Raw genomic sequence first — 21,725 nt, 5'->3', positions numbered from 1 at the left:
CTTTGGCTATCCGCTTTCGCGTTGTCGCTGCTGAGGCCGGCTATTCTACATTCTTCGTTTTGCTTGTCAACCACTTTTTTTCGTTCAACTTACTGATTTGTAAGTTGTTTTGCGATCCCCGGTGCTGCTGGTGATTCGCTTAGTGCCTGACAACGCGGCGTATATTAGGGGCACTCGATTTTAGATGCAAGCAAAAATTTCAAAAATTTCAGCAAGTTATCCAGGAAATTCTAAACACCCCGGATTTGCTGGGGCCGCGCCGGCCTCTTCGCGGGCTAGCCCGCTCCCACAGGGACGGCGCAGCCCTCAAAATCTGTGCAATTCCTGTGGGAGCGGGCATGCCCGCGAAGAGGCCAGCACAGGAAAACAGGCAAGAAAAAGCCCCGCAAATGCGGGGCTCATGGAGCAACCAATCAGGCGAAGACGATCTCCTCGCCTTCCACCTTGGCGGTAATCGCCGTACCGGGCATGAACTTGCCTGCCAGGATCAACTGCGCCAACGGGTTTTCGATCCAGCGCTGGATCGCCCGCTTCAGCGGCCGCGCGCCATACACCGGGTCGTAACCCACGGCAATCAGCTTGTCCAAAGCTTCCGGGCTCAGGCTCAGCGACAGTTCGCGCTCCTGCAGACGGCTGCGCAGGCGGCCCAGCTGGATTTCGGTAATACCGGCAATCTGCTCGCGGCCCAACGGCTCGAACACCACCACTTCGTCGATACGGTTGATGAATTCCGGGCGGAAGTGCGAACCCACCGCGTCCATCACCGCTGCCCGCTGTGCCTCGCGGTCACCTACCAGCTCCTGGATCTGCGCCGAGCCCAGGTTGGAGGTCATCACGATCACCGTGTTGCGGAAGTCCACGGTGCGCCCGTGGCTGTCGGTCAGGCGGCCGTCCTCAAGCACCTGCAGCAACACGTTGAACACATCCGGGTGGGCCTTTTCCACCTCGTCCAGCAGCACCACCGAGTAAGGCTTGCGGCGTACCGCCTCGGTCAGGTAACCGCCCTCTTCATAGCCGACATAGCCTGGCGGGGCACCGATCAGGCGCGCTACCGAGTGCTTCTCCATGAACTCGGACATGTCGATGCGCACCATGGCCTCTTCGGTGTCGAACAGGAACTCGGCCAGGGCCTTGCACAGCTCGGTCTTGCCCACACCGGTCGGGCCGAGGAACAGGAACGAGCCACTGGGCCGGTTCGGGTCGGACAGCCCGGCACGCGAGCGGCGCACGGCGTTGGACACGGCGGTTACCGCCTCGCCCTGGCCGATCACGCGCTGGTGCAGCAGCTCTTCCATCTTCAGCAGCTTCTCGCGCTCGCCTTCGAGCATCTTCGCCACCGGGATGCCGGTCCACTTGGACACCACTTCGGCAATTTCTTCCTCGGTGACCTTGTTGCGCAGCAACTGGTTGTCGGCCTTGCCGTGCTGGTCGACCATCTGCAGGCTGCGCTCCAGGTCGGGGATCACCCCGTACTGCAGCTCGGCCATGCGGCTGAGGTCGCCTTTGCGGCGGGCGGCTTCCAGTTCCTGGCGGGCCTGCTCGATCTTTTGCTGGATCTGCGCCGAGCCCTGCACTTCGGCCTTTTCCGACGCCCAGATTTCTTCCAGGTCGGCGTATTCACGCTCCAGCCGGGTAATTTCCTCGGTGAGCTTCTCCAGGCGTTTCTTCGCGGCTTCGTCTTCTTCCTTCTTCAGCGCCTGCGATTCCACCTTGAGCTGGATCAGGCGACGGTCGAGGCGGTCGAGCACTTCCGGCTTGGAGTCGATCTCCATGCGGATGCGGCTGGCCGCTTCGTCGATCAAGTCGATGGCCTTGTCTGGCAACTGACGGTCGGTGATGTAGCGGTGGCTGAGCTTGGCCGCAGCGATGATGGCGCCATCGGTGATGGCCACCTTGTGGTGCACTTCATAGCGCTCCTTCAGGCCACGCAGGATGGCGATGGTGTCTTCCTCGCTCGGCTCCTCGACCAAGACCTTCTGGAAGCGCCGCTCCAGGGCCGCGTCCTTCTCGATGAACTGGCGGTATTCGTTGAGCGTGGTCGCGCCCACACAGTGCAGCTCGCCGCGGGCCAGGGCCGGCTTGAGCATGTTGCCGGCGTCCATGGCGCCCTCGCCCTTGCCGGCACCGACCATGGTGTGCAGTTCGTCGATGAACAGGATGATCTGGCCTTCCTGCTTGGACAGTTCATTGAGCAGGCCTTTGAGGCGCTCCTCGAACTCGCCACGGTACTTGGCGCCGGCGATCAGCGCGCCCATGTCCAGCGCCAGCAGACGCTTGCCCTTGAGGCCGTCCGGCACTTCCCCGTTGATGATGCGCTGCGCCAGGCCTTCGGCGATGGCGGTCTTGCCGACCCCAGGCTCGCCGATCAGCACCGGGTTGTTCTTGGTCCGGCGTTGCAGCACCTGCACGGTACGGCGGATTTCGTCGTCACGGCCGATCACCGGGTCCAGCTTGCCTTCCTCGGCCCGCTTGGTCAGGTCGACGGTGTATTTGTCCAGCGCCTGGCGCGATTCCTCGGCGTTGGCGTCGTTGACAGCCGCACCGCCGCGCAGGTTGTTGATGGCGTTTTCCAGGGCCTTCTTGCTGACGCCCTGGCCGAGCAGCAACTTGCCGAGCTTGCTGTTCTCGTCCATGGCGGCCAGCAACACCAGCTCGCTGGAGATGAACTGGTCACCTTTCTGCTGGGCCAGGCGGTCGGCCTGGTTGAGCAGGCGCGCCAGGTCCTGCGACATGTTGACGTCGCCGGTCGGGTTCTGGATTTTCGGCAGATGGTCGAGTTCTTTCACCAGCGCCTGGCGCAGGCTGTTGATGTCGAAACCTACCTGCATCAGCAGCGGCTTGATCGAACCGCCCTGCTGCTCGAGCAACGCCTGCAGCAGGTGCACGGGCTCGATGGCGGGGTGGTCCATGCCAACGGCCAGGGACTGGGCATCGGATATGGCAAGCTGGAGCTTGCTGGTCAAACGGTCTATTCGCATGGGATACCTTCCTTTAAAGGGCAGGTCGGAGCGATGGACAGCGCCTGTTGATGAAGAAACCTGCCTGAGATGACCTTATAGATAAGGCTGATTGTGGAAGATTCAAGCGTAGCGGGGTTGACCAGAGTCAACCTGTTGGATTGGCGCCAGGGCATTCGCGGGCATGCCCGCTCCCACAGGTACACCAAAAGGTTTCAACGGTTGTGAATTACCTGTGGGAGCGGGCGTGCCCGCGAAGAGGCCCGTGCAGGCTAGCGCGGGTCCAGCCAGACCAGCGAGGCGAAGCGCCCGCCCTGCGGGGTGCGCCGATAGGAGAAGAACCGCTCGTCGCTGACCGTGCACCAGCCACCGCCATAAACGGCAGTCACCCCACGCGCGGCCAGGCGGATGCGTGCCAGCGCATAGATGTCGGCCATCAGCTTGCCCGGCCGCTCGCCATCGACAAACGCTCGCGCCGCTTCGGGATGCACCGCGGTAAAGGCATCGCGCACTTCCAGGCCGACTTCGAAAGCCTGCGGCCCGATCGCCGGCCCCAGCCACACCAGCACCTCTTCAGGCGGCAATGCCAGGCGGTCGAGCGTGGCTTCCAGCACACCCCCGGCCAGCCCGCGCCAGCCGGCATGCGCCGCCGCCACGCGGGTGCCGGCACGGTCGCAGAACAGCGCCGGCAGGCAATCGGCAGTCATCACCGCACAGGCAATGCCTGGCCGGTCGGTCCAGCTGGCGTCGGCCTCGGCGACCACGCCCGGGTCGGCATCGGCCACCATCAGGCCGTGCACCTGCTTGAGCCAGGCCGGCTGGATGGCGAATTCTTCGCTCAGGCGGCGACGGTTCTCGGCCACCGCAGCCGGGTCATCGCCAACGTGGTCGCCAAGGTTGAAGGTTTCATAGGGCGGCAGGCTGACACCGCCCTGGCGCGTGGTGACGCAGGCGCGCACCGAGGCCGGGGCCGGCCAGTCGGGATATAGCAGCGTCTGCGTCAGGCCACTCATCCGATAAAGCTCTCGCGGTCCTGGTTCAGCAGCGACAGCAACCAGACGAAGTCGTCCGGCAGTGGCGATTCCCACTTCATGACTTCACCGGTAATCGGGTGGGCCAACGCGAGGAAGCGCGCATGCAGTGCCTGACGCGGGAAGGTTTTCACCGCCTCGACCATGGTCGGGCTGGCAGCTGGCGGAATCCGGAAGCGGCCACCGTAGGTCTGGTCGCCGACCAGCGGGAACCCCACATGCGCCATGTGCACGCGAATCTGGTGGGTACGACCGGTTTCCAGCTTGACCCGCACGTGGGTGTGCGAGCGGAAGCGCTTGAGCACACGGTAGTGGCTGACCGCCGGCTTGCCGCCGTCGGTAACCGCCATGCGCTGGCGCATGCCGCCATGGCGGCCGATCGGGGCATCGATCTTGCCGCCAGCGGTGACCACGCCAATCACGATGCACTCGTAGATGCGGCTGACCTTGCGCGCCTGCATCTGCTCGACCAGCCTGGTCTGCGCCTGCAAGGTCTTGGCCACCACCATCAGGCCGGTGGTGTCCTTGTCCAGGCGGTGAACGATACCGGCGCGCGGTACGTTGACGATGTCCGGCACGTGGTGCAGCAAGGCATTGAGCAGGGTGCCACTGGCATGCCCGGCGGCCGGGTGCACAACCAGCCCGGCAGGCTTGTTGATCACCATGATGTGGTCGTCTTCGTAGACGATATCCAGTTCGATATCTTCTGCTACCCACTCACCCTGGGCCTCCTGCTCGGCCTCCAGGATAAGCTGCGAGCCACCATGGACGAGGTCCCGAGGGCGCACTACCGCGCCATCGACCGTCAGGCGGCCTTCTTTGATCCACGAAGTTAGCCGCGAACGCGAGTACTCGGCGAACAATTGGGCGGCGACCTGGTCGAGGCGTTGACCGCCCAGTTCGGACGGCACCTCTGCGCTAAGTTGAATGATCTCGGACATGCTCGATTCGGCGGGCGCACAGCCTTTGGTTTCGGCTGCGAGCTTGTGGTTAAATACGGCTTCTTTTGTCCCGGGGTTGGCCGGGGCGCTCATCATAACAGGACGGCACCGCCCAAGACAGCGGCCGTCAAAGGGACGCAAGCCGCCATGCAAGTGAAACACCTGCTGCTGATCGCCATCCTCGGGCTCACCGCGGCCTGTTCCTCCAATAAGGAAGTCATTGACGAGAACCTCAGCGAAGCCGAGCTGTACCAGCAGGCGCAGGCTGATCTGGACAATTCCAGCTACACCAGCGCCGTGAACAAGCTCAAGGCCCTGGAGTCGCGTTACCCGTTCGGCCGCTATGCCGACCAGGCGCAGCTCGAGCTGATCTACGCCAACTACAAGAACTCGGAGCCCGAAGCTGCCAAGTCGGCCGCCGAGCGCTTCATCCGCCTGCACCCGCAGCACCCGAACGTCGACTACGCCTACTACCTCAAGGGCCTGACCTCGTTCGACCAGGACCGTGGCCTGCTGGCGCGCTTCCTGCCGCTGGACATGACCAAGCGTGACCCGGGTGCCGCGCGCGACTCGTACAACGAGTTCGCCCAGCTGACCAGCCGTTTCCCCAACAGCCGCTACGCGCCTGATGCCAAGCAGCGCATGATCTACCTGCGCAACCTGCTGGCCGCGTATGAAATCCATGTGGCCGACTACTACCTGAGCCGCCAGGCCTATGTCGCTGCAGCCAACCGTGGCCGCTACGTGGTGGAAAACTTCCAGGAAACCCCGTCGGTCGGTGATGGCCTGGCGGTAATGGTCGAGTCGTACCAGAAGATGCACCTGGACGAACTGGCGGCCACCAGCCTGGAAACCCTCAAGCTCAACTACCCGGACCACCCGAGCCTGGTCGATGGCCAGTTCCAGCCCAAGCAGACCGAGTCTGACGGCCGTGGCTGGCTGTCCAAGGCCACCCTGGGCCTGATCGAAACCGACACCCCGCTGCCGCCGGGCGAAACCCGCGCCAACCAGGACGTGGTCAAGCAGTTCCAGGACGCGCGTGACGAGATGCCGCAAGAGTTGCTGCCGAAGGACGAGAACGGTGACCCGATCGTGCCGGAAGGGCCGAAGGAAGCCGAGCAGGACCGCTCCTGGTTCAGCTACATGACCTTTGGTCTGTTCGACTGATCTGCTGCGCTAGGTGAAAGGGAGGCCATGGGCCTCCCTTTTTTATTGGCCGCGCCCTAGACTGTCGGCTTCTTCAACCGACAAGCTGGACACCATGGTTCGCCTACTTTTCTGGATCGCCCTGATCGCCGCCGCGTTCTGGCTGTGGCGCAAATTCAAAGTCAGCCAGCAATCGCGCCCCGAGGCCAAGCTGGATGCGCCGCTGAAGATGGTGCGCTGTGCCCATTGTGGCGTGCACCTGCCCAATGACCGGGCGCTGCAGCAAGGCAACGAATGGTATTGCAGCCAGGCGCACCTGCAGCAGGGGCCGGGGCAATCCCGCTAGGCCCCGTGGGGCTGCTTTGCAGCCCCGATAATGTCAGCCCAACCGCCCAGCCGGTGCATACGGCACCGGGTCGATGATCGGCTCCGCCCCGGTCAACAGGTCGGTAAACAGCTGGCACGAAGCCGGCGCCAGCACCAGCCCGTTGCGGTAATGCCCGCAGTTCAGCCACAACCCGTTGTGCCCCGGCACCGGCCCGATGTAGGGGATGCCTTCCGGCGAGCCCGGCCGCAGCCCGGCCCAATGCGCTACCACCTCGGCCCCTTCGAGCCCGGGCAGCAACTCCACCGCCGACGCCTTCAGGCTCTCCAGCGCATCCACCGTCGGCGTCTTGTCAAACCCGGCATGCTCCAGCGTACTGCCCACCAGAATGTGGCCGTCGCGCCGCGGGATCGCATACCGCCCTTTCGCCAGCACCATGCTGGGCAGGAAATCTTCGGCGCACTTGAACAGGATCATCTGCCCTTTCACTGGTTCAACCGGCAGCGCCAGGCCAAGCGTACGCAGCAGCTCGCCACTCCAGGCTCCGGCGCTGAGCACCACCTCATCCGCCGCCAGCACGCCGTCGCCCGTCTGCACACCGGTCACCCGGCCGTCGCGCTCGACGAAGCCGGTTATCTTGCAATGCTCACGCAAGGTCACGTTGGGCAGCGCCAGCAAGGCCGCCTTGAGTGATTTCACCAGGCGCGGATTGCGCACGTTGGCCACGCCGGCCATGTAGATGGCCCGGCGGAAGCCTGGGCCCAGTACCGGCACCGCGTCATAGGCCGCGGAAATGTCCACCGCGCTCAGCGGCCGCCGTTCGCGCGCGGCCCAGGCCAGCGCTTCGGCTTCGTCGTCCAGGTCGAGCCAGTACAGCCCGGTGGTGTGTACTTCCGGGTCGACGCCAGTGCTGGCGCACAGGCGCTCGCCCAGCTGTGGGTAAAAGTCCTGCGACCAGTGCGCCAGGGCCGTTACTGCCGGGCTGTAGCGCCACGGGTACAGCGGCGAAACGATGCCACCGCCGGCCCAGGACGACTCGCGGCCGACCTCGCCCTGGTCGCACACCACCACCTGCCCGACTTTGGCGGCCAGGTTGAATGCCGTCAGCAGGCCGATCACCCCGCCGCCAACCACCACTACTTGCTTGCTCATCTGTCGATCCAACACCTGAAGTAATTCCGCGATGCCCCCGGCATCATCCAACCTTCAGCTTCCCCAGCAGTGTGCACTGTCGCCAACGGCGCCCGGATTGCTCCTTACGCCAGCCTGGTCGAGCTGGAAGTCACCACAGCGGTCCTGCGCCATCAGTCCGCCCGGCAGCCGTCGGGCGCGCAAGGTGAAAATGTCCTTGTCGCGCTGGGCCTGCAGAGCGTAGTAGCGGTTACCAACGGGCAAGGCCGGCTCGCCCTCGGCGTACTGGCCGGTGAGCGCGCGGTGGCGCTCCAGGCGCAGAGCGGCATCGTGCAACAGGCCGACCGCCTCGCTGCGGGCAGCGCGCCGGAGCTGGTCGTGGTAACTGGGGTAGGCAATGGCTGCCAGAATGCCGGTGACCGTTAGCACAATCAACATTTCAATCAGGCTCAGGCCTTGCTGCATGTCAGTCTCCTCGCAATCTTTGCCGCCAGGTGACACGGCGGGTTGTGTCGTCAACCACGGCATAGACCGCTTCCAGTACATATCGCGGCTCGGTGTGCAAGCTGACCGCAGTGACCCTGAACAGGGTGGTCTGCTGCCCTTCTGGCATATGCGCGGCACGATCACTGGTGCCCAGGTTCTGTACCTGGAAAAAACCGTCCCCGCCACGCTGCCAGAGCCCGACCAGCTCGTGCGGTCGGCTTGGCGGCAGGCACGCTGAACAAAGCGCTGGGGGCGCCCGCCGAAGCTCGCCCTCCCCTGCCAGCAAGGTTGCCTCAGCCTGCTCCAGCGCCAGCAAGCCATCGCGCAGCTCGCCGGTCAGCCGTGTTTCCACCAACGCTTCACGCAGGGCCGATGCCGCAAGCAGGCCGAGCAACAGGCTGAGCACCAGGGCCAACAGCAGAACCACGCCACGCTGGCGGCTCATGGCGACGCTACCGGGTTGCGAATTGCCACGCTCAACGCGTGCTGCTGGCGGATGCCCAGGGATGGTTCATGCAACGTCAGGGCGATATCGACCCGCTCCCCGCCCGGCGTTTGTACGCGTTCGATATGCATGCTCTGCACATGCTCCACGAGCGGCTGCAGGCGGCCTGCTGCCCGCTTGAATCTGAGGGTGTTGCCCTGCAGCTGGTAGACGTATGTGCTGATGGGGTAGGCCAGCGGGTAGAACTTGCCCTCGTTGCGTTCTTTTTCCACTATCACCTCCTCGACGCAATCGGTCTGCACGAACCATTCCGGCGCCCCGGGGTGGCCGGGCAACTCTGCCACCACCAGGCGAAGTGTGGCCCCCTCGATTTCCAGCGGGCGGGCAAACGCCTGTCGTGCTGACAGACTCCTGATATCGCCAGGCTGCAAGCGCAGGCAACCGAACATCCCTGCCATGCGGATGTCCTGGGCCATGCGCAGCAGCGCCAGACGGGCCTCACTGTGCATGCGCACCGCAGTACTTTGCAGGCGCCAGTTCTGGTGGGCAGAGACGAACAGCTGGCCGACCGCTGCCATCAGCATCAAGCCGAGGGCCAGCGCCAACGTCACCTCCAACAGGCCGAACCCGTCCTGGCGGCGCTTCACCGTCGCCCCCGTTCATGTTCGCTATGCGCCGCCATGGCGGCCTGGCCGTCGCGGCGCGCGCCCTCCACGGCCTGCAATGCCTGCAGTTGCAGGCCTGCCGCTGCAAACAGGCCGACCGCCACTACCACCACCGCCAAGAGCACTTCCAGCAGTGTCATGCCCCGTTGAACTACCTGCATCCCTGCACCTCCTGAGACTTTTCCTGCAATTGCCTTGAACTCGGGCGACTGGTGCTCCTGTCCAACGACCGAGAAGCTATAGCCAAGCACTTCCATGGAGGAATGCACGGTGAAGCAACGAGGCGTAACACTGATTCAAATGTTGTCGGCCTTGGCCGTGGCGGTATTGCTGGCCCAGCTCGGCATGCCGGCCTATGCACGGTTGAGCGACGACTTGCACAGGGCTGCTGCCGCCCGCGACCTGGCGCAGGCCCTGCGCAGTGCGCGCAGCCACGCCATGTTGCAAGGCCAGACGGTGCTGGTGCAGCCGCTGGACGGCAAGTGGGGGAACGGTTGGCGGGTACTGCTGGAACATAACCAGCAACTGTTGCGTGAACAGCGTCTTTCACGGCCGCTGGAGATTGCTGGCAATAGTGGCGGGCAGGTGAAATTCAGTGCGCAGGGGGTTCCGCTGGGGCCGAGCAACCAGTTTCTGGCTGCCACCCTGCGTGTTTGTGAACGCTCGTCAGGCGACAGCCGCTATAACGTGGTACTGGCATCGACCGGCAGAGTCAGGCTGGATACAGAAGCCGCCCCAAGCACCCAGTGCCCGGCGGCCGCCCAGCCCTGAACCGGGCGTAGCCGCCTATCGCTGGCAAGCCAGCGATAGGCCGGGACAGGGTCAGGTCAAATCAGCGAACGAACCCGCAGCTCTTTGGGCATGGAGAAGGTGATGTTTTCTTCACGCCCATCCAGTTCTTCAGCGCCGGTAGCGCCCCAGGCCTTGAGCTGCTCGATCACGCCACGCACCAGCACCTCGGGGGCCGAAGCGCCGGCAGTAATGCCGATTCGCGCCTTCTGCTCGAACCAGCCACGTTGCAGGTCTTCGGCGCCGTCGATCAGGTAGGCCGGCGTGCCCATGCGCTCGGCCAGCTCGCGCAGGCGGTTGGAGTTGGAGCTGTTCGGGCTGCCGACCACCAGCACCACGTCGCACTCGTCCGCCAGTTGCTTCACCGCATCCTGGCGGTTCTGGGTGGCGTAGCAGATGTCGTCCTTGCGCGGGCCGCCGATGTTCGGGAAACGTGCGCGCAGGGCATCGATGACGCGGCTGGTGTCGTCCATCGACAGCGTGGTCTGGGTGACGAAGGCCAGGTGGTCCGGGTCTTTCACCTGCAGGTTGGCGACATCCTCCTCGTCCTCGACGAGATAGATGGCGCCACCGTTGCTGGCGTCGTACTGGCCCATGGTGCCTTCGACTTCCGGGTGCCCTTCATGGCCGATAAGGATGCACTCACGGCCATCGCGGCTGTACTTGGCCACCTCGATGTGCACCTTGGTCACCAGCGGGCAGGTAGCGTCGAACACTTTCAGACCACGGCCCGCGGCTTCCTGGCGCACGGCCTGGGAAACCCCGTGGGCACTGAAGATGACGATGACGTCGTCCGGCACCTGGTCCAGCTCCTCGACGAAGATGGCGCCACGGTTGCGCAGGTCTTCCACCACGAACTTGTTGTGCACCACTTCGTGACGCACATAGATCGGCGGGCCGAAGACTTCCAGCGCGCGATTGACGATCTCGATCGCCCGGTCGACCCCCGCGCAGAAGCCGCGAGGGTTGGCGAGTTTGATTTGCATGTTCGGCTCCAGGCTTACAGGGCCTTGACCTCGAGGATCTCCACCTCGAAGGTCAGGGTCTTGCCAGCCAGTGGGTGATTGAAGTCGATGGTCACCTGCTCGTCATCGAACGCCTTGACCACACCCGGCAGCTCGGTGTTGGCGGCGTCGTTGAAGATGATCAGCAACCCTTCGGACAGCTCCATGCCCTCGAACTGGGACCGCGGCATGACTTGCACGTTCTGTGGGTTGGGCTGGCCGAAGGCGTTCTCCGGGGCCACCACCACGTTGCGCTTGTCACCGGCCTTGAAGCCGAACAAGGCATTCTCGAAGCCTGGCAGCAGGTTGCCATCGCCCACCTTGAACGTGGCCGGGGCCTTGTCGAAGGTGCTGTCGACGGTATCGCCGTTTTCCAGGTGCAGCGCGAAGTGCAGGGTGACTTCGGTGTTCTGGCCGATACGGGTGTCAGTCATGGACCGGATCCTCGGACTTCTTGCTCTTGAACATATCCAGCGCCAGCATCACCGCACCAACGGTGATGGCGCTGTCGGCCAGGTTGAAGGCCGGGAAGTAATGGCGGTTCTGCCAGTGCACCAGGATGAAGTCGACCACATGGCCGAGCACGACACGGTCGTACAGGTTGCCGATCGCCCCCCCCAGCACCAGCGCCAGCGCCACGGCCAGCCAGGTCTCGTTGCGCCCCAGGCGCTTGAGCCACACCACCAGCACGGCGCTGACCACCACGGCGATCAGGGCGAACAGCCAGCGCTGCCAGCCGGAGCTTTCCGCCAGGAAGCTGAAGGCCGCGCCGGTGTTGTAGGCCAGGGTCCAGCTGAAGTAGTCGGGAATCACGACGATCTGCTGGTACATGGTCAGGGCGTTGTTGAAATACAGCTTGGTGGCCTGGTCGAGGACCAGGACCAACAGGCTCAGCCACAGCCATGCAAGGCGCCCGAAGCGCCCCGCTGCAGGGTTAGGCATAGTGGCGCACCTCACCCGAGCCGCTCAGGTTGTCGACGCAACGGCCGCAGATTTCCGGATGCTCCGGATGGCTGCCGACGTCGGCGCGGAAGTGCCAGCAACGGCCGCACTTGGCGTGGCCGGACTTGACCACCTTCAGCTTGAGGCCCTCGACTTCAGTGGCCACGGCGTCGGCCGGCGCCTGGACGAACGGCACCACGCTGGCGGCCGAGGTGATCAGCACGAAGCGCAGCTCGTCGCCCAGCTTGCCCAGGTCGGCGCTCAGGCCTTCATCGGCATACAGGGTAACTTCGGCCTGCAGGTTGCCGCCGATGACCTTGGCGGTACGCTGGTTCTCCAGCTCCTTGTTGACCGATGCCTTCACCGCCATCACGCGGTCCCAGTAGGCGCGGTCCAGCTCGGTGCCTTCCGGCAGCTCGCTCAGGCCCTCGTACCAGCCATTGAGCATCACCGACTCGTTGCGCTCGCCCGGCAGGTATTGCCAGATTTCGTCAGCGGTGAACGCCAGGATCGGGGCGATCCAGCGCACCAGCGCTTCGCTGATGTGGTACAGCGCGGTCTGGCAGGAACGGCGGGCGACACTGTTGGCGCCGGTGGTGTACTGGCGATCCTTGATGATATCGAGGTAGAAGCCACCCAGTTCCTGCACGCAGAAGTTGTGCACCTTGGAGTAGACGTTCCAGAAACGGTACTCGCTGTAGTGCTCTTCCAGTTCGCGTTGCAGCAGCAGGGTGCGGTCCACCGCCCAGCGGTCCAGCGCCAGCATGTCTTGCGGGGCCAGCAGGTCACGGGCGGGGTCGAAGCCGGACAGGTTGGACAGCAGGAAGCGTGCAGTATTGCGGATACGGCGGTAGGCGTCGGCGCTACGCTGCAGGATCTGCTCGGAAACGGCCATCTCGCCGGAGTAGTCGGTGGCGGCGACCCACAGGCGCAGGATGTCGGCACCCAGGGTGTTGTTGACCTTTTCCGGCTCGATGGTGTTACCCAGCGACTTGGACATCTTGCGGCCGTTCTCGTCCACGGTGAAGCCGTGGGTCAGCAGTTCGCGATACGGCGCATGGCCGTCGATAGCGCAGCCGGTCAGCAGCGAAGAGTGGAACCAGCCGCGGTGCTGGTCGGAGCCTTCCAGGTACAGGTCGGCACGCGGGCCGGTGGCGTGACCGATGTCGTGCGAACCACGCAGTACATGCCAGTGGGTGGTACCGGAGTCGAACCAGACGTCGAGGGTATCGGCGATCTTGTCGTACTGCTCGGCCTCGGCGCCCAGCAGTTCGGCAGCGTCCAGCTTGAACCAGGCCTCGATGCCCTGCTGCTCGACGCGCTTGGCCACTTCTTCCATCAGCTCGACGGTGCGCGGGTGCAGCTCACCGGTCTGCTTGTGCAGGAAGAACGGGATCGGCACGCCCCAGTTGCGCTGACGCGAGATGCACCAGTCCGGGCGGTTGGCGATCATCGCGTGCAGGCGCGCCTGGCCCCAGGCCGGCACGAACTTGGTGTCCTCGATGGCTTTCAGCGCGCGCTCACGCAGCGGCTCGCCAGTGGACGGCTGCTTGTCCATGCCCACGAACCACTGCGCGGTGGCGCGGTAGATCAGCGGGGTCTTGTGGCGCCAGCAGTGCATGTAGCTGTGGCTGATGGTTTCGGTGTGCATCAGCGCACCGACTTCGCTCAGCTTGTCGACGATGGCCGGGTTGGCCTTCCAGATGAACTGGCCGCCGAAGAATGGCAGCGAATCCACATACACGCCGTTGCTCTGCACCGGGGTGAGGATGTCGTCGTTGACCATGCCGTAGCGCTTGCAGGTGACGAAGTCGTCTTCACCGTAGGCTGGCGAAGAGTGCACCACGCCGGTACCGGCGCCCAGTTCGACGTAGTCGGCCAGGTACACCGGCGACAGGCGGTCGTAGAACGGGTGACGGAAGTTGATCAGCTCCAGTGCCGAACCCTGGGCGGTGGCGATCACCGAGCCTTCCAGGTTGTAGCGTTTCAGGCACGCTTCGACCAGTTCTTCGGCCAGCACCAGCAGGCGCGCGCCGGTATCGACCAGGGCGTACTTGAACTCGGGGTGGATGTTCAGCGCCTGGTTGGCCGGGATGGTCCACGGGGTGGTGGTCCAGATCACGATGGCGGCCGGCTTGGCCAGCGTATCAAGGCCGAACGCGGCGGCCAGCTTGGCCTCGTCGGCAACCGGGAAGGCCACGTCGATGGTCTGCGATTTCTTATCAGCGTACTCGACCTCGGCTTCGGCCAGCGCCGAGCCGCAATCGAAGCACCAGTTCACCGGCTTCAGGCCCTTGAACACGAAGCCTTGCTTGACCATCTCGGCCAGGGCGCGGATTTCACCGGCCTCGTTGGCAAAGTTCATGGTCTTGTACGGGTTGTCCCAGTCACCCAGCACGCCCAGGCGAATGAACTCGGTCTTCTGCCCTTCGATCTGCTCGGCGGCATACTCGCGGCACAGCTCGCGGGTGCGGTCGGCGGACAGGTGCTTGCCGTGGGTGACCTCGACCTTGTGCTCGATCGGCAGGCCATGGCAGTCCCAGCCCGGCACGTACGGCGCATCGAAGCCGGCCAGGGTCTTGGAACGGACGATCATGTCCTTGAGGATCTTGTTCAGCGCATGACCGATGTGAATCTTGCCGTTGGCATAGGGCGGGCCGTCGTGCAGGACGAACTTGGGACGATCCTTGCCAATTTCGCGCAGCTTCTGGTACAGGCCAATGCTGTCCCAGCGCTGCAGGATCTGCGGTTCGCGCTGAGGCAGGCCGGCCTTCATGGGGAAGGCGGTGTCCGGAAGGTTTAGCGTGGCTTTGTAGTCGGTCATTTCAGGCTCTTCGTTAGCGGTTGAGCGTGCCAATGTGCACGTGCGGCGGCGATATCCGCATCGATCGCCGACTTGAGCGCCTCCAGGGAGGCGAAACGCTGCTCTTCACGCAGCTTGTGGTGGAACTCCACCGTCAGGCGCCGGCCATACAGGTCACCGGCATAGTCCAGCAGATGAATTTCCAGGTGCGGGCGCCCGTCACCGGCAACGGTCGGACGCACGCCGATATTGCCGACACCCGGCCAGGCCTTGCCGTCAATCTCGATGCTGGCCAGGTAGACCCCGGACAGCGGCACGCGGCGGCGCTTGAGCTGGATGTTGGCAGTGGGTGTACCGAGCTGGCGGGCCAGCTTCTGGCCGTGCAGCACGCGGCCGCTGATACTGTAGGGGCGGCCCAGCAGGTGCTCGGCAAGTTCGAAGTTGCCTTCGGACAGCGCCTTGCGTATTTCGGTGCTGCTGACCCGCAGGCCGTCCTGGACCACCGTATTGGCGGCCTCGACGGTGAAGCCGTACTGCTTGCCGGCATCGACCAGGAAGGCAAAGTCGCCGGCGCGGTCGCAGCCGAAGCGGAAGTCATCGCCGACTTCGAGGTGGCGTACACCCAGGCCGTCGACGAGGATGGTCTTGACGAAGGCATCGGCGCCGAGCTGGCTCAGGCGCTGGTTGAATGCCAGGCACAGGACCTGGTCGATGCCTTCGGCCGCCAGCAGTTCGATCTTGTCACGCAGGCGGGCCAGGCGCGCCGGTGCGGTATCGGGGGCGAAGTATTCGCGTGGTTGGGGTTCGAAGATCACCACGCAGGTGGGCAGGCCCAAGGCCTGGCCGCGCTCGCGCAGACGCCCCAGGATCGCCTGGTGGCCGCGGTGAACCCCGTCGAAGTTGCCAATGGTGGCGACACAGCCCCGGTGCTCGGGGCGCAGGTTGTGAAGACCTCGAACCAGCTGCATAACGCGCTTCTTGCTCATAAAGTGGCCGATTATAACCACACCCGGGCGCCGGTGACAGGCAGCAGCGCCCAAGAGCGGCGTGGAATGCGAAAAACCGACGCCTGACCCGCCCGATGCCTCAGTGCAAGGCCTTGCGGGCAAAATGCCGAGGCCGGAAACCACACAGGTACAGGCAGCCGAAATAGCTCACCACACCTGCCAGTACCAGCGCCCCCAGGCGAACCAGGCGCGCCAGCATGTTGCCCTGCTCCCAGGCCGGCAGGTAGTGCATGCCGGCCAGCAACACCGCCGACATCAGCCCCACCGCCAACAGCAGCTTGAGCAGGAACATCGCCCACCCAGGCTGTGGCTGGAACAGCTGCTGGCTGCGCAGTTTCCAGAACAGCAGGCCGGCATTCAGGCAGGCCCCCAGGCTGATCGCCAGGGCCAGGCCGGCATGCGCCAACGGGCCGATCAGGGCCAGGTTGAACAGCTGCGTGCAGACCAGGGTGAACACCGCGATCTTCACCGGCGTGCGGATATTCTGCTGCGCATAGAAGCCCGGGGCCAGCACCTTGACCAGAATGATCGCCAGCAAGCCCACGGAATAGGCAATCAATGCCCGCTGGGTCATGGCCGCGTCGGTGGCAGTGAACTTGCCGTACTGGAACAGCGCCACGGTCAGCGGCTCGGCGAGGATGGCCAGGGCCAGGGTGCACGGCAGTACCAGCAGGAAGCACAGGCGCAGGCCCCAGTCGAGAATCCGCGAGTACTCTTCACGGTCCTTGTTGGCGTAGGTCTTGGCCAGGGTCGGCAGGAGGATGGTGCCCAGGGCCACGCCCAGCACGCCTGAAGGCAGCTCCATGAGACGGTCGGCGTAGTACATCCAGGACACCGAGCCGGCTACCAGGAACGAGGCAAAGATGGTGTTGATGATCAGCGAGATCTGGCTCACCGACACCCCGAGAATCGCCGGCAGCATCTGCTTGAGCACCCGCCAGACGCCGGCGTCGCGCAGGTTCAGGCGCGGCAGCACGAGCATGCCGATCCGTTTCAGCGCTGGCAGCTGGTACAGCAGCTGCGCCAGGCCGCCGGCCAGCACGCCCCAGGCCAGGGCCATGATCGGCGGGTCGAAGTACGGCGTGAGCAGCACGGCGAAGACGATCATTGCCACGTTCAACAGGGTCGGGGTGAAGGCCGGCACCGAGAAACGGTTCCAGGTATTGAGGATGGCCCCGACCAGCGAAGACAGCGAGATCAGCAATATATAAGGAAAAGTCACCCGCAGCAGGGCGGTGGTCAGCTGGTACTTTTCGGCACTGTCGACAAAGCCGGGGGCGGTCGCCCAGACCACCCACGGTGCGGCCAGGATGCCGATGGCGGTGACCAGTGCCAGGACCAGGGTCAGCAGGCCGCTGACATAGGCGATGAAGGTCCGGGTGGCCTCCTCGCCTTGCTGGGTCTTGTATTCCGCCAGGATCGGCACGAACGCCTGGGAAAACGCACCTTCGGCAAAGATGCGCCGCAGCAGGTTGGGCAGCTTGAAGGCGATGAAGAAGGCATCGGTGGCGATGCCGGCGCCGAAGATGCGCGCCAGGATGGTGTCGCGGACAAAGCCCAGCACCCGCGAAATCATGGTGATCGAGCTTACCGCAGCCAGGGATTTGAGCAGGTTCATCGAAAAGATTCACGCCAGGGGCAGAGGACGCTGCCAGACAGCGTCCGAATGTGCGATACTCCCGCGCCTTCGCAGGGGAGCCAAAAATTCCCGAGTTTACAGGTCGCGCAGCAGAAAGGAATCTTTCCCTCCTGTTGGCGCACCGCTCGGCGGAACCTTGCAGGTGGCCTTGACATCCGCTCGACTGATCGGCATGATTCGCGGCCTATTTTGTTTGCTATTTACCTAAAGTCTTTCGAGGAGCTCGACGGTGGCCAACACACCTTCCGCCAAGAAACGTGCAAAACAGGCTGAGAAGCGTCGCAGCCACAACGCCAGCCTGCGTTCCATGGTCCGCACCTACATCAAGAATGTAGTCAAAGCCATCGACGCAAAAGACGCCGAAAAAGCGCAAGCCGCTTACGTTCTGGCTGTGCCTGTAATCGACCGTATGGCCGACAAGGGCATCATCCACAAGAACAAGGCTGCTCGTCACAAAGGCCGTCTGAATGGCCACATCAAGGCGCTGAAAGAAGCTGCAGCTGCCTAAGCGACGCGCTAGTCGAAAAACCGACCCTAGGGTCGGTTTTTTGTTGCCTGCGATTTGTGCTTCAGTACTACCCCATCGCCGCACCGCTTCTGGCAGCAGCGGCCTTGCATCGCGATCGGGCTGCAAGGCGGCCCCAACGGTATCTGCGTTGCAGTTGCAATCGAGGGGCTGCCATGCAGCCCGCTCGCGATGCAAGGCCGCTCCTGCAAAGAAGCGAGCCTGAGTTGGCCTGGTATTACTTGGCTATCTGAATCTTCGGCGCCCACTTCAGCCATTCTTCTTCGGCCTGGTCGAACAAGGCGAAGGTCTGCTGCGGCCGCGCCGGGTTACCCATCTGCTCGCCATCCGGTGTGGCGAAGGCGATACCACCGTCGATCAGGGTTTCCACCGACTCGGTACGCACCGTAGCCCCCTTGAACAGCCCCCAGTCGAAACCGAAGCCACTGCTGTTCCAGAAGCGACTGCCGCTGCGTACCAGTGCCGCATAGCGCGGCTCGATGAGGATATGGATCAGCACCCGGTCAGCACTCTGGCCCAGCTCGAAACCCGTCACCTTGCCCACCGCGACTTCGCGGTAGGTCACCGGTACACCCGGCTTGATCGAACCACGACGCGGGGCACTGAGCGTCAACGGCAGGCCGACTTCCGGCCCTGCCACTTGCGGGGCTTCGGCCAGCGCGATGAAGTCATGCTGCGGGCCACGGTCCTTGGTTGCCGGTTGCACTTCCAGGTATTGCCCGCCAACCAGGGTATCGAGGTTCTGTGTACGCACCAGGCCAAAGGCCGGCTTGACTACCCAGAACTGCGTGCCGACCCGGGCAATACGGTTCGCTGCCTCGGTAATGCGCGCCCGCAGCAACACCGCCTGCAGGTCATCGGTGAGGTCGACGCTCTCGATGCTGCCTACATCCAGGCCGCGGAAGCGGATTGCCGTACCCGGCTTCAAGCCATCGGCACGGTCCACGCGGATGGTGACCAACGTGCCTGCACGGTTGGCCGCCTCCTGGCTGTCGTGCAGACGGAAGCGCGGAATGTGACGCTTGAGCGCCACATCGGCTCGCGGCGTGTCGAAGGCAATACCACCGGCCATCAGCGTCTGCAGCGACTCGCTCTTGATCTTGATGCCCGACAGGCCCCCGGTCAGGGTGATACCACTGACGTTCCAGAAGCGCGACGAGCCGTTGACCAGTTTTTCGTATTCCTTCTCGATATGCACGCCGATCAGGATGCGGTTGCTGTTACGCGCAAACTGGTAGCTCTGTACGCTACCCACCTTCACCTGGCGGTACATCACCGGGCTACCGATCTCCAGCGAACCCAGGGTATCAGCGAACAGCACCATGTGCAGGCCAGGCGCCTTGAGGTCGAGTGGCGGCGCCTTGGCACGGGCCTCGAACTCGCGCTCGGGGCGTGCGCCCTTCTCGCCGGGACGAATAGCGATGTAGTTGCCTTTGACCAGTGCTTCCAGGCCGGTGATACCCGCCAGCGAAATCGAGGGTTTGACCACCCAGAACTGCGTGCCCTCGACCAGGTAGTCCTCGGTCAATGGGTCCAGGGTCAATTCGGCCGAGGCGCTGGCCAGGTTGTCTTCCATCTTCAGGGTTTTCAACGAGCCGACCTGGATCCCCTTGTACATGACCGGCGTACGGCCCGCCTGCAGGCCCTCATAATCGCTCAGCTTCAGCTTCACGCGGATACCGGCCTGGGCTGCGTCGAAGTCCTCATACAGGCGGAACGGCAGGCTGGAGTCGGTGGGCGGGCTGTCCTTGCGGTGTTCCGGCGTGGCAAAGGCGATACCACCGGCGACGATGCTCGACAGCGACTCGCTGCGCACCTTCACCCCCGACAGCGAAGCATCGATGCTGACGCCGCTGGCATTCCAGAAACGCGTGTGCTTGCGCACCAGGCTGGCGTATGCCGGCTCGATGAAGACCTTGATTTCGACAGTGCTCTGGTCGTCGGAAAGGCGATAGCTTTTCACCCGGCCAACCTGGATCTGCTTGTAGAACACCGGGCTGTCACGGTTGAGTGAACCGAGCCGGTCAGCCTTGAGGGTCAGGTGCAGGCCCGGCTCGGTGTCCGACAACGGCGGCGCCACCTTCAACGCAGTGAAGCGCTTGGTACGCTCCCCTTCCCCCGGGCTGACGGCGATGTAGTTACCGGACACCAGTGTTTCAAGACCGGAGATACCCGCCAGGCTGACACTTGGCTTGACCAGCCAGAAGCGCGTGCCTTTGGTCAGGTGCGGTTCAGCGGCCTTGTTCATCTCGATGGTGGCGATCACCCCCTGGTTCTCGCCCTTGGCATCCAGCACCAAGCGGGTCACCTTGCCGACCGGCATGCCCTTGTAGATGACCTCGGTCTTGTTGGCGACGATGCCCTCGCCCGACTCGAAGCGGACTTCAATTTCCACGCCAGCATCACGGTAAGCCTGCCACGCCAGCCAGCCGCCGATCATCAAGGCGATCAAAGGCAGGATCCAGATGGCCGACCAGTTCGAGGCAGGGCGGGTTTTAGCCGTTGGCAGGTCACTCATGGTCGTCATCCGACTCCGTGTTATCCCAGATCAGTCGGGGATCGAAAGTTAAAGCAGCAAGCATTGTCAGGATCACCACAGTTGCAAAGGCGACAGCGCCCAGGTTGGCTTCGACACTGGCGATTCGGCCGAAATTCACCACCGCCACCAGGATGGCGATGACAAAGATATCCAGCATGGACCAGCGTCCGATGAATTCGATGAAGCGGTACATCAAGATCCGTTGCCGCGCCGAAAGCGGCTGCCGACGCTGAACGGAATACAACAGCAGGCCGATCCCCACCAGCTTGAAGGTGGGCACCAGGATGCTGGCAATGAAGACCACGGCAGCAATGGGCACCATGCCATGCTTGAGCAAGGTGATGACGCCGGACATGATCGTGTCGGGGCTGCCTTGGCCGAGCGTACTCACGGTCATGATCGGCAACATGTTGGCCGGGATGTACAGGATCGATGCAGCGATCAGTAGCGCCCAGGTACGCACGATGCTGTTCGGGCGACGGGCATGCACGATGGCACCGCAGCGCGTGCAGGTTTGTGAAGTGCTGCCCGGCTCTTGCCGATTCAGCTCGTGACATTCATTGCAGACCAGAATGCCCGCATCAATCGCCCGCATGCAGATCTTCCCCCGATAGCGCACTCCAGATCTGGTGCGGCGACATCACCACTTCGAGCCATACCTGGATCAACAGCAGACTGATGAAGCAGAACAGCCCCAGGCCCACGGTGAGCTCGGCCAGGTCCACAAGCTTGACGATGGCCACCAGCACGCCCATGAAATAGACCTCGAGCATGCCCCAGTCACGCAAGTGGTGATAGATGCGGTAGAACAGCAGGCCATAATCGCGCCCGATGTTCAGCCGGATGCTCAACAGTACGGCCAGTTGGCAGAGTAGCTTTGCCAAGGGTATGGCCATGCTGCAGAGAAACACCACCACGGCCACGCCACGCATTTCCGAGTTGTACAGGCCCAGCACGCCGCTCCAGACGGTATCGTCCGATGTCTGGCCCAGCAGGTGCAGCTGCATGATTGGCAGGAAATTGGCCGGCACGAACAGCAGCAGTGCCGTCAGTACCAGCGCCAGGCTACGGTTGACCACATTGTGTCGATGGGCGTACAGCTCGTAGCCGCAGCGCGGGCACAGGGCCTTTTCATCATGCTGGAGTACCGGCTTGCGTAGCAGCAGGTCGCATTCATGGCAGGCAACCAACTCGTCCAACGGCAAGCGTGCCAATGATTCGGGTTCGACAGGATTGGGCATATAGCGCTTCTGAATAGGTGCGTGGGGCTATTCTAGTGTTCTTGCCCGGATTGTGGGAGATGTGGGGGCAGGCGCACCTGCCCCACATGGGACCGTGCATGCCTGGCT

At 63.6% G+C, this 21,725-nt stretch carries 21 protein-coding genes; 4 read left to right on the top strand and 17 right to left on the bottom strand.

The window, feature by feature from the left end:
* Window positions 1-413: 413 nt before the first annotated feature.
* From clpB to rluD, 3 genes are all read right to left on the bottom strand, one after another.
* Window positions 414-2,978 carry an ATP-dependent chaperone ClpB gene (gene clpB / locus ACLEJP_RS19310; RefSeq protein WP_186689392.1) on the bottom strand — a complete coding sequence of 855 codons (2,565 nt, stop codon included), beginning with the start codon at window positions 2,976-2,978 and terminating at the stop codon, window positions 414-416.
* 251 nt (window positions 2,979-3,229) lie between these two features.
* Window positions 3,230-3,970 carry a peptidoglycan editing factor PgeF gene (gene pgeF / locus ACLEJP_RS19305; RefSeq protein WP_440808913.1) on the bottom strand — a complete coding sequence of 247 codons (741 nt, stop codon included), beginning with the start codon at window positions 3,968-3,970 and terminating at the stop codon, window positions 3,230-3,232.
* Window positions 3,967-4,929 carry a 23S rRNA pseudouridine(1911/1915/1917) synthase RluD gene (rluD, locus tag ACLEJP_RS19300; protein WP_170028155.1) on the bottom strand — a complete coding sequence of 321 codons (963 nt, stop codon included), beginning with the start codon at window positions 4,927-4,929 and terminating at the stop codon, window positions 3,967-3,969. Before rluD ends, pgeF begins: the two co-directional genes overlap by 4 nt.
* 147 nt (window positions 4,930-5,076) lie before the next feature.
* Here rluD and ACLEJP_RS19295 point away from each other — a divergent pair, with 147 nt between their 5' ends.
* Complete coding sequence (locus ACLEJP_RS19295) at window positions 5,077-6,096, top strand: outer membrane protein assembly factor BamD (protein WP_225780296.1); 1,020 nt, start codon at window positions 5,077-5,079, stop codon at window positions 6,094-6,096.
* A 94-nt stretch (window positions 6,097-6,190) separates the two neighbouring features.
* Window positions 6,191-6,421, top strand: coding sequence for a PP0621 family protein (locus ACLEJP_RS19290; RefSeq protein WP_289133731.1), 231 nt, complete (start codon window positions 6,191-6,193; stop codon window positions 6,419-6,421).
* 33 nt (window positions 6,422-6,454) lie between these two features.
* Here the strand turns inward: ACLEJP_RS19290 and thiO are convergent, their stop codons facing one another.
* The 5 genes from thiO to ACLEJP_RS19265 are packed head-to-tail and all read right to left on the bottom strand — an operon-like array spanning window position 6,455 to window position 9,288.
* Complete coding sequence (gene thiO / locus ACLEJP_RS19285; RefSeq protein ID WP_440808908.1) at window positions 6,455-7,552, bottom strand: glycine oxidase ThiO; 1,098 nt, start codon at window positions 7,550-7,552, stop codon at window positions 6,455-6,457.
* 54 nt (window positions 7,553-7,606) lie between these two features.
* A complete protein-coding gene (locus ACLEJP_RS19280; protein ID WP_440808906.1) occupies window positions 7,607-7,996 on the bottom strand; it encodes a type IV pilin protein in 390 nt (129 codons plus the stop codon).
* A gap of 1 nt (window position 7,997) precedes the next feature.
* The gene (locus ACLEJP_RS19275) at window positions 7,998-8,462 is read right to left on the bottom strand and encodes a hypothetical protein (RefSeq protein ID WP_440808904.1); all 465 of its coding nucleotides are present in this window, start codon (window positions 8,460-8,462) and stop codon (window positions 7,998-8,000) included.
* Window positions 8,459-9,109, bottom strand: a complete 651-nt coding sequence (locus ACLEJP_RS19270) for a PilW family protein (protein ID WP_440808902.1) — start codon at window positions 9,107-9,109, stop codon at window positions 8,459-8,461. The genes ACLEJP_RS19275 and ACLEJP_RS19270 overlap by 4 nt, the downstream gene beginning before the upstream one ends.
* A complete protein-coding gene (locus ACLEJP_RS19265; protein ID WP_225780283.1) occupies window positions 9,106-9,288 on the bottom strand; it encodes a prepilin-type N-terminal cleavage/methylation domain-containing protein in 183 nt (60 codons plus the stop codon). Before ACLEJP_RS19265 ends, ACLEJP_RS19270 begins: the two co-directional genes overlap by 4 nt.
* 109 nt (window positions 9,289-9,397) lie before the next feature.
* Between ACLEJP_RS19265 and ACLEJP_RS19260 the strand changes: the two genes are divergently transcribed.
* Window positions 9,398-9,898 (top strand): GspH/FimT family pseudopilin, encoded by a 501-nt coding sequence (locus ACLEJP_RS19260; RefSeq protein WP_440808900.1) that lies wholly within the window; start codon window positions 9,398-9,400, stop codon window positions 9,896-9,898.
* 56 nt (window positions 9,899-9,954) lie between these two features.
* On the opposite strand, the gene ispH is transcribed toward ACLEJP_RS19260, so the two are convergent.
* From ispH to murJ, 6 genes are all read right to left on the bottom strand, one after another.
* Entirely contained in the window at window positions 9,955-10,902 is a 948-nt protein-coding gene (ispH, locus tag ACLEJP_RS19255; RefSeq protein WP_186674026.1) for a 4-hydroxy-3-methylbut-2-enyl diphosphate reductase, read from the bottom strand.
* 14 nt (window positions 10,903-10,916) lie between these two features.
* Window positions 10,917-11,354 (bottom strand): FKBP-type peptidyl-prolyl cis-trans isomerase, encoded by a 438-nt coding sequence (gene fkpB / locus ACLEJP_RS19250; RefSeq protein WP_440808897.1) that lies wholly within the window; start codon window positions 11,352-11,354, stop codon window positions 10,917-10,919.
* A complete protein-coding gene (gene lspA / locus ACLEJP_RS19245; RefSeq protein ID WP_170028137.1) occupies window positions 11,347-11,862 on the bottom strand; it encodes a signal peptidase II in 516 nt (171 codons plus the stop codon). Before lspA ends, fkpB begins: the two co-directional genes overlap by 8 nt.
* Complete coding sequence (ileS, locus tag ACLEJP_RS19240; RefSeq protein WP_440808895.1) at window positions 11,855-14,686, bottom strand: isoleucine--tRNA ligase; 2,832 nt, start codon at window positions 14,684-14,686, stop codon at window positions 11,855-11,857. Before ileS ends, lspA begins: the two co-directional genes overlap by 8 nt.
* Complete coding sequence (gene ribF / locus ACLEJP_RS19235; protein ID WP_225780279.1) at window positions 14,683-15,633, bottom strand: bifunctional riboflavin kinase/FAD synthetase; 951 nt, start codon at window positions 15,631-15,633, stop codon at window positions 14,683-14,685. The genes ileS and ribF overlap by 4 nt, the downstream gene beginning before the upstream one ends.
* 118 nt (window positions 15,634-15,751) lie before the next feature.
* A complete protein-coding gene (gene murJ / locus ACLEJP_RS19230) occupies window positions 15,752-17,290 on the bottom strand; it encodes a murein biosynthesis integral membrane protein MurJ (protein WP_225780278.1) in 1,539 nt (512 codons plus the stop codon).
* A 250-nt stretch (window positions 17,291-17,540) separates the two neighbouring features.
* Here murJ and rpsT point away from each other — a divergent pair, with 250 nt between their 5' ends.
* The gene (gene rpsT / locus ACLEJP_RS19225; RefSeq protein ID WP_003247625.1) at window positions 17,541-17,819 is read left to right on the top strand and encodes a 30S ribosomal protein S20; all 279 of its coding nucleotides are present in this window, start codon (window positions 17,541-17,543) and stop codon (window positions 17,817-17,819) included.
* Between the two features lie 235 nt (window positions 17,820-18,054).
* On the opposite strand, the gene ACLEJP_RS19220 is transcribed toward rpsT, so the two are convergent.
* From ACLEJP_RS19220 to ACLEJP_RS19210, 3 genes are read right to left on the bottom strand one after another with little or no spacing between them, the layout of a single operon-like run.
* Window positions 18,055-20,355, bottom strand: coding sequence for an MlaD family protein (locus ACLEJP_RS19220; RefSeq protein ID WP_440808891.1), 2,301 nt, complete (start codon window positions 20,353-20,355; stop codon window positions 18,055-18,057).
* The gene (locus ACLEJP_RS19215; protein ID WP_186689420.1) at window positions 20,348-20,971 is read right to left on the bottom strand and encodes a paraquat-inducible protein A; all 624 of its coding nucleotides are present in this window, start codon (window positions 20,969-20,971) and stop codon (window positions 20,348-20,350) included. The genes ACLEJP_RS19220 and ACLEJP_RS19215 overlap by 8 nt, the downstream gene beginning before the upstream one ends.
* The gene (locus ACLEJP_RS19210; protein WP_225780276.1) at window positions 20,958-21,617 is read right to left on the bottom strand and encodes a paraquat-inducible protein A; all 660 of its coding nucleotides are present in this window, start codon (window positions 21,615-21,617) and stop codon (window positions 20,958-20,960) included. The genes ACLEJP_RS19215 and ACLEJP_RS19210 overlap by 14 nt, the downstream gene beginning before the upstream one ends.
* Window positions 21,618-21,725: the final 108 nt, after the last annotated feature.

The sequence above is a fragment of the Pseudomonas sp. SMV7 genome (assembly GCF_052041995.1).
In the GTDB taxonomy this organism is placed as follows: Bacteria; Pseudomonadota; Gammaproteobacteria; order Pseudomonadales; family Pseudomonadaceae; genus Aquipseudomonas.
This window is presented reverse-complemented; position numbering and strand designations above follow the sequence as displayed.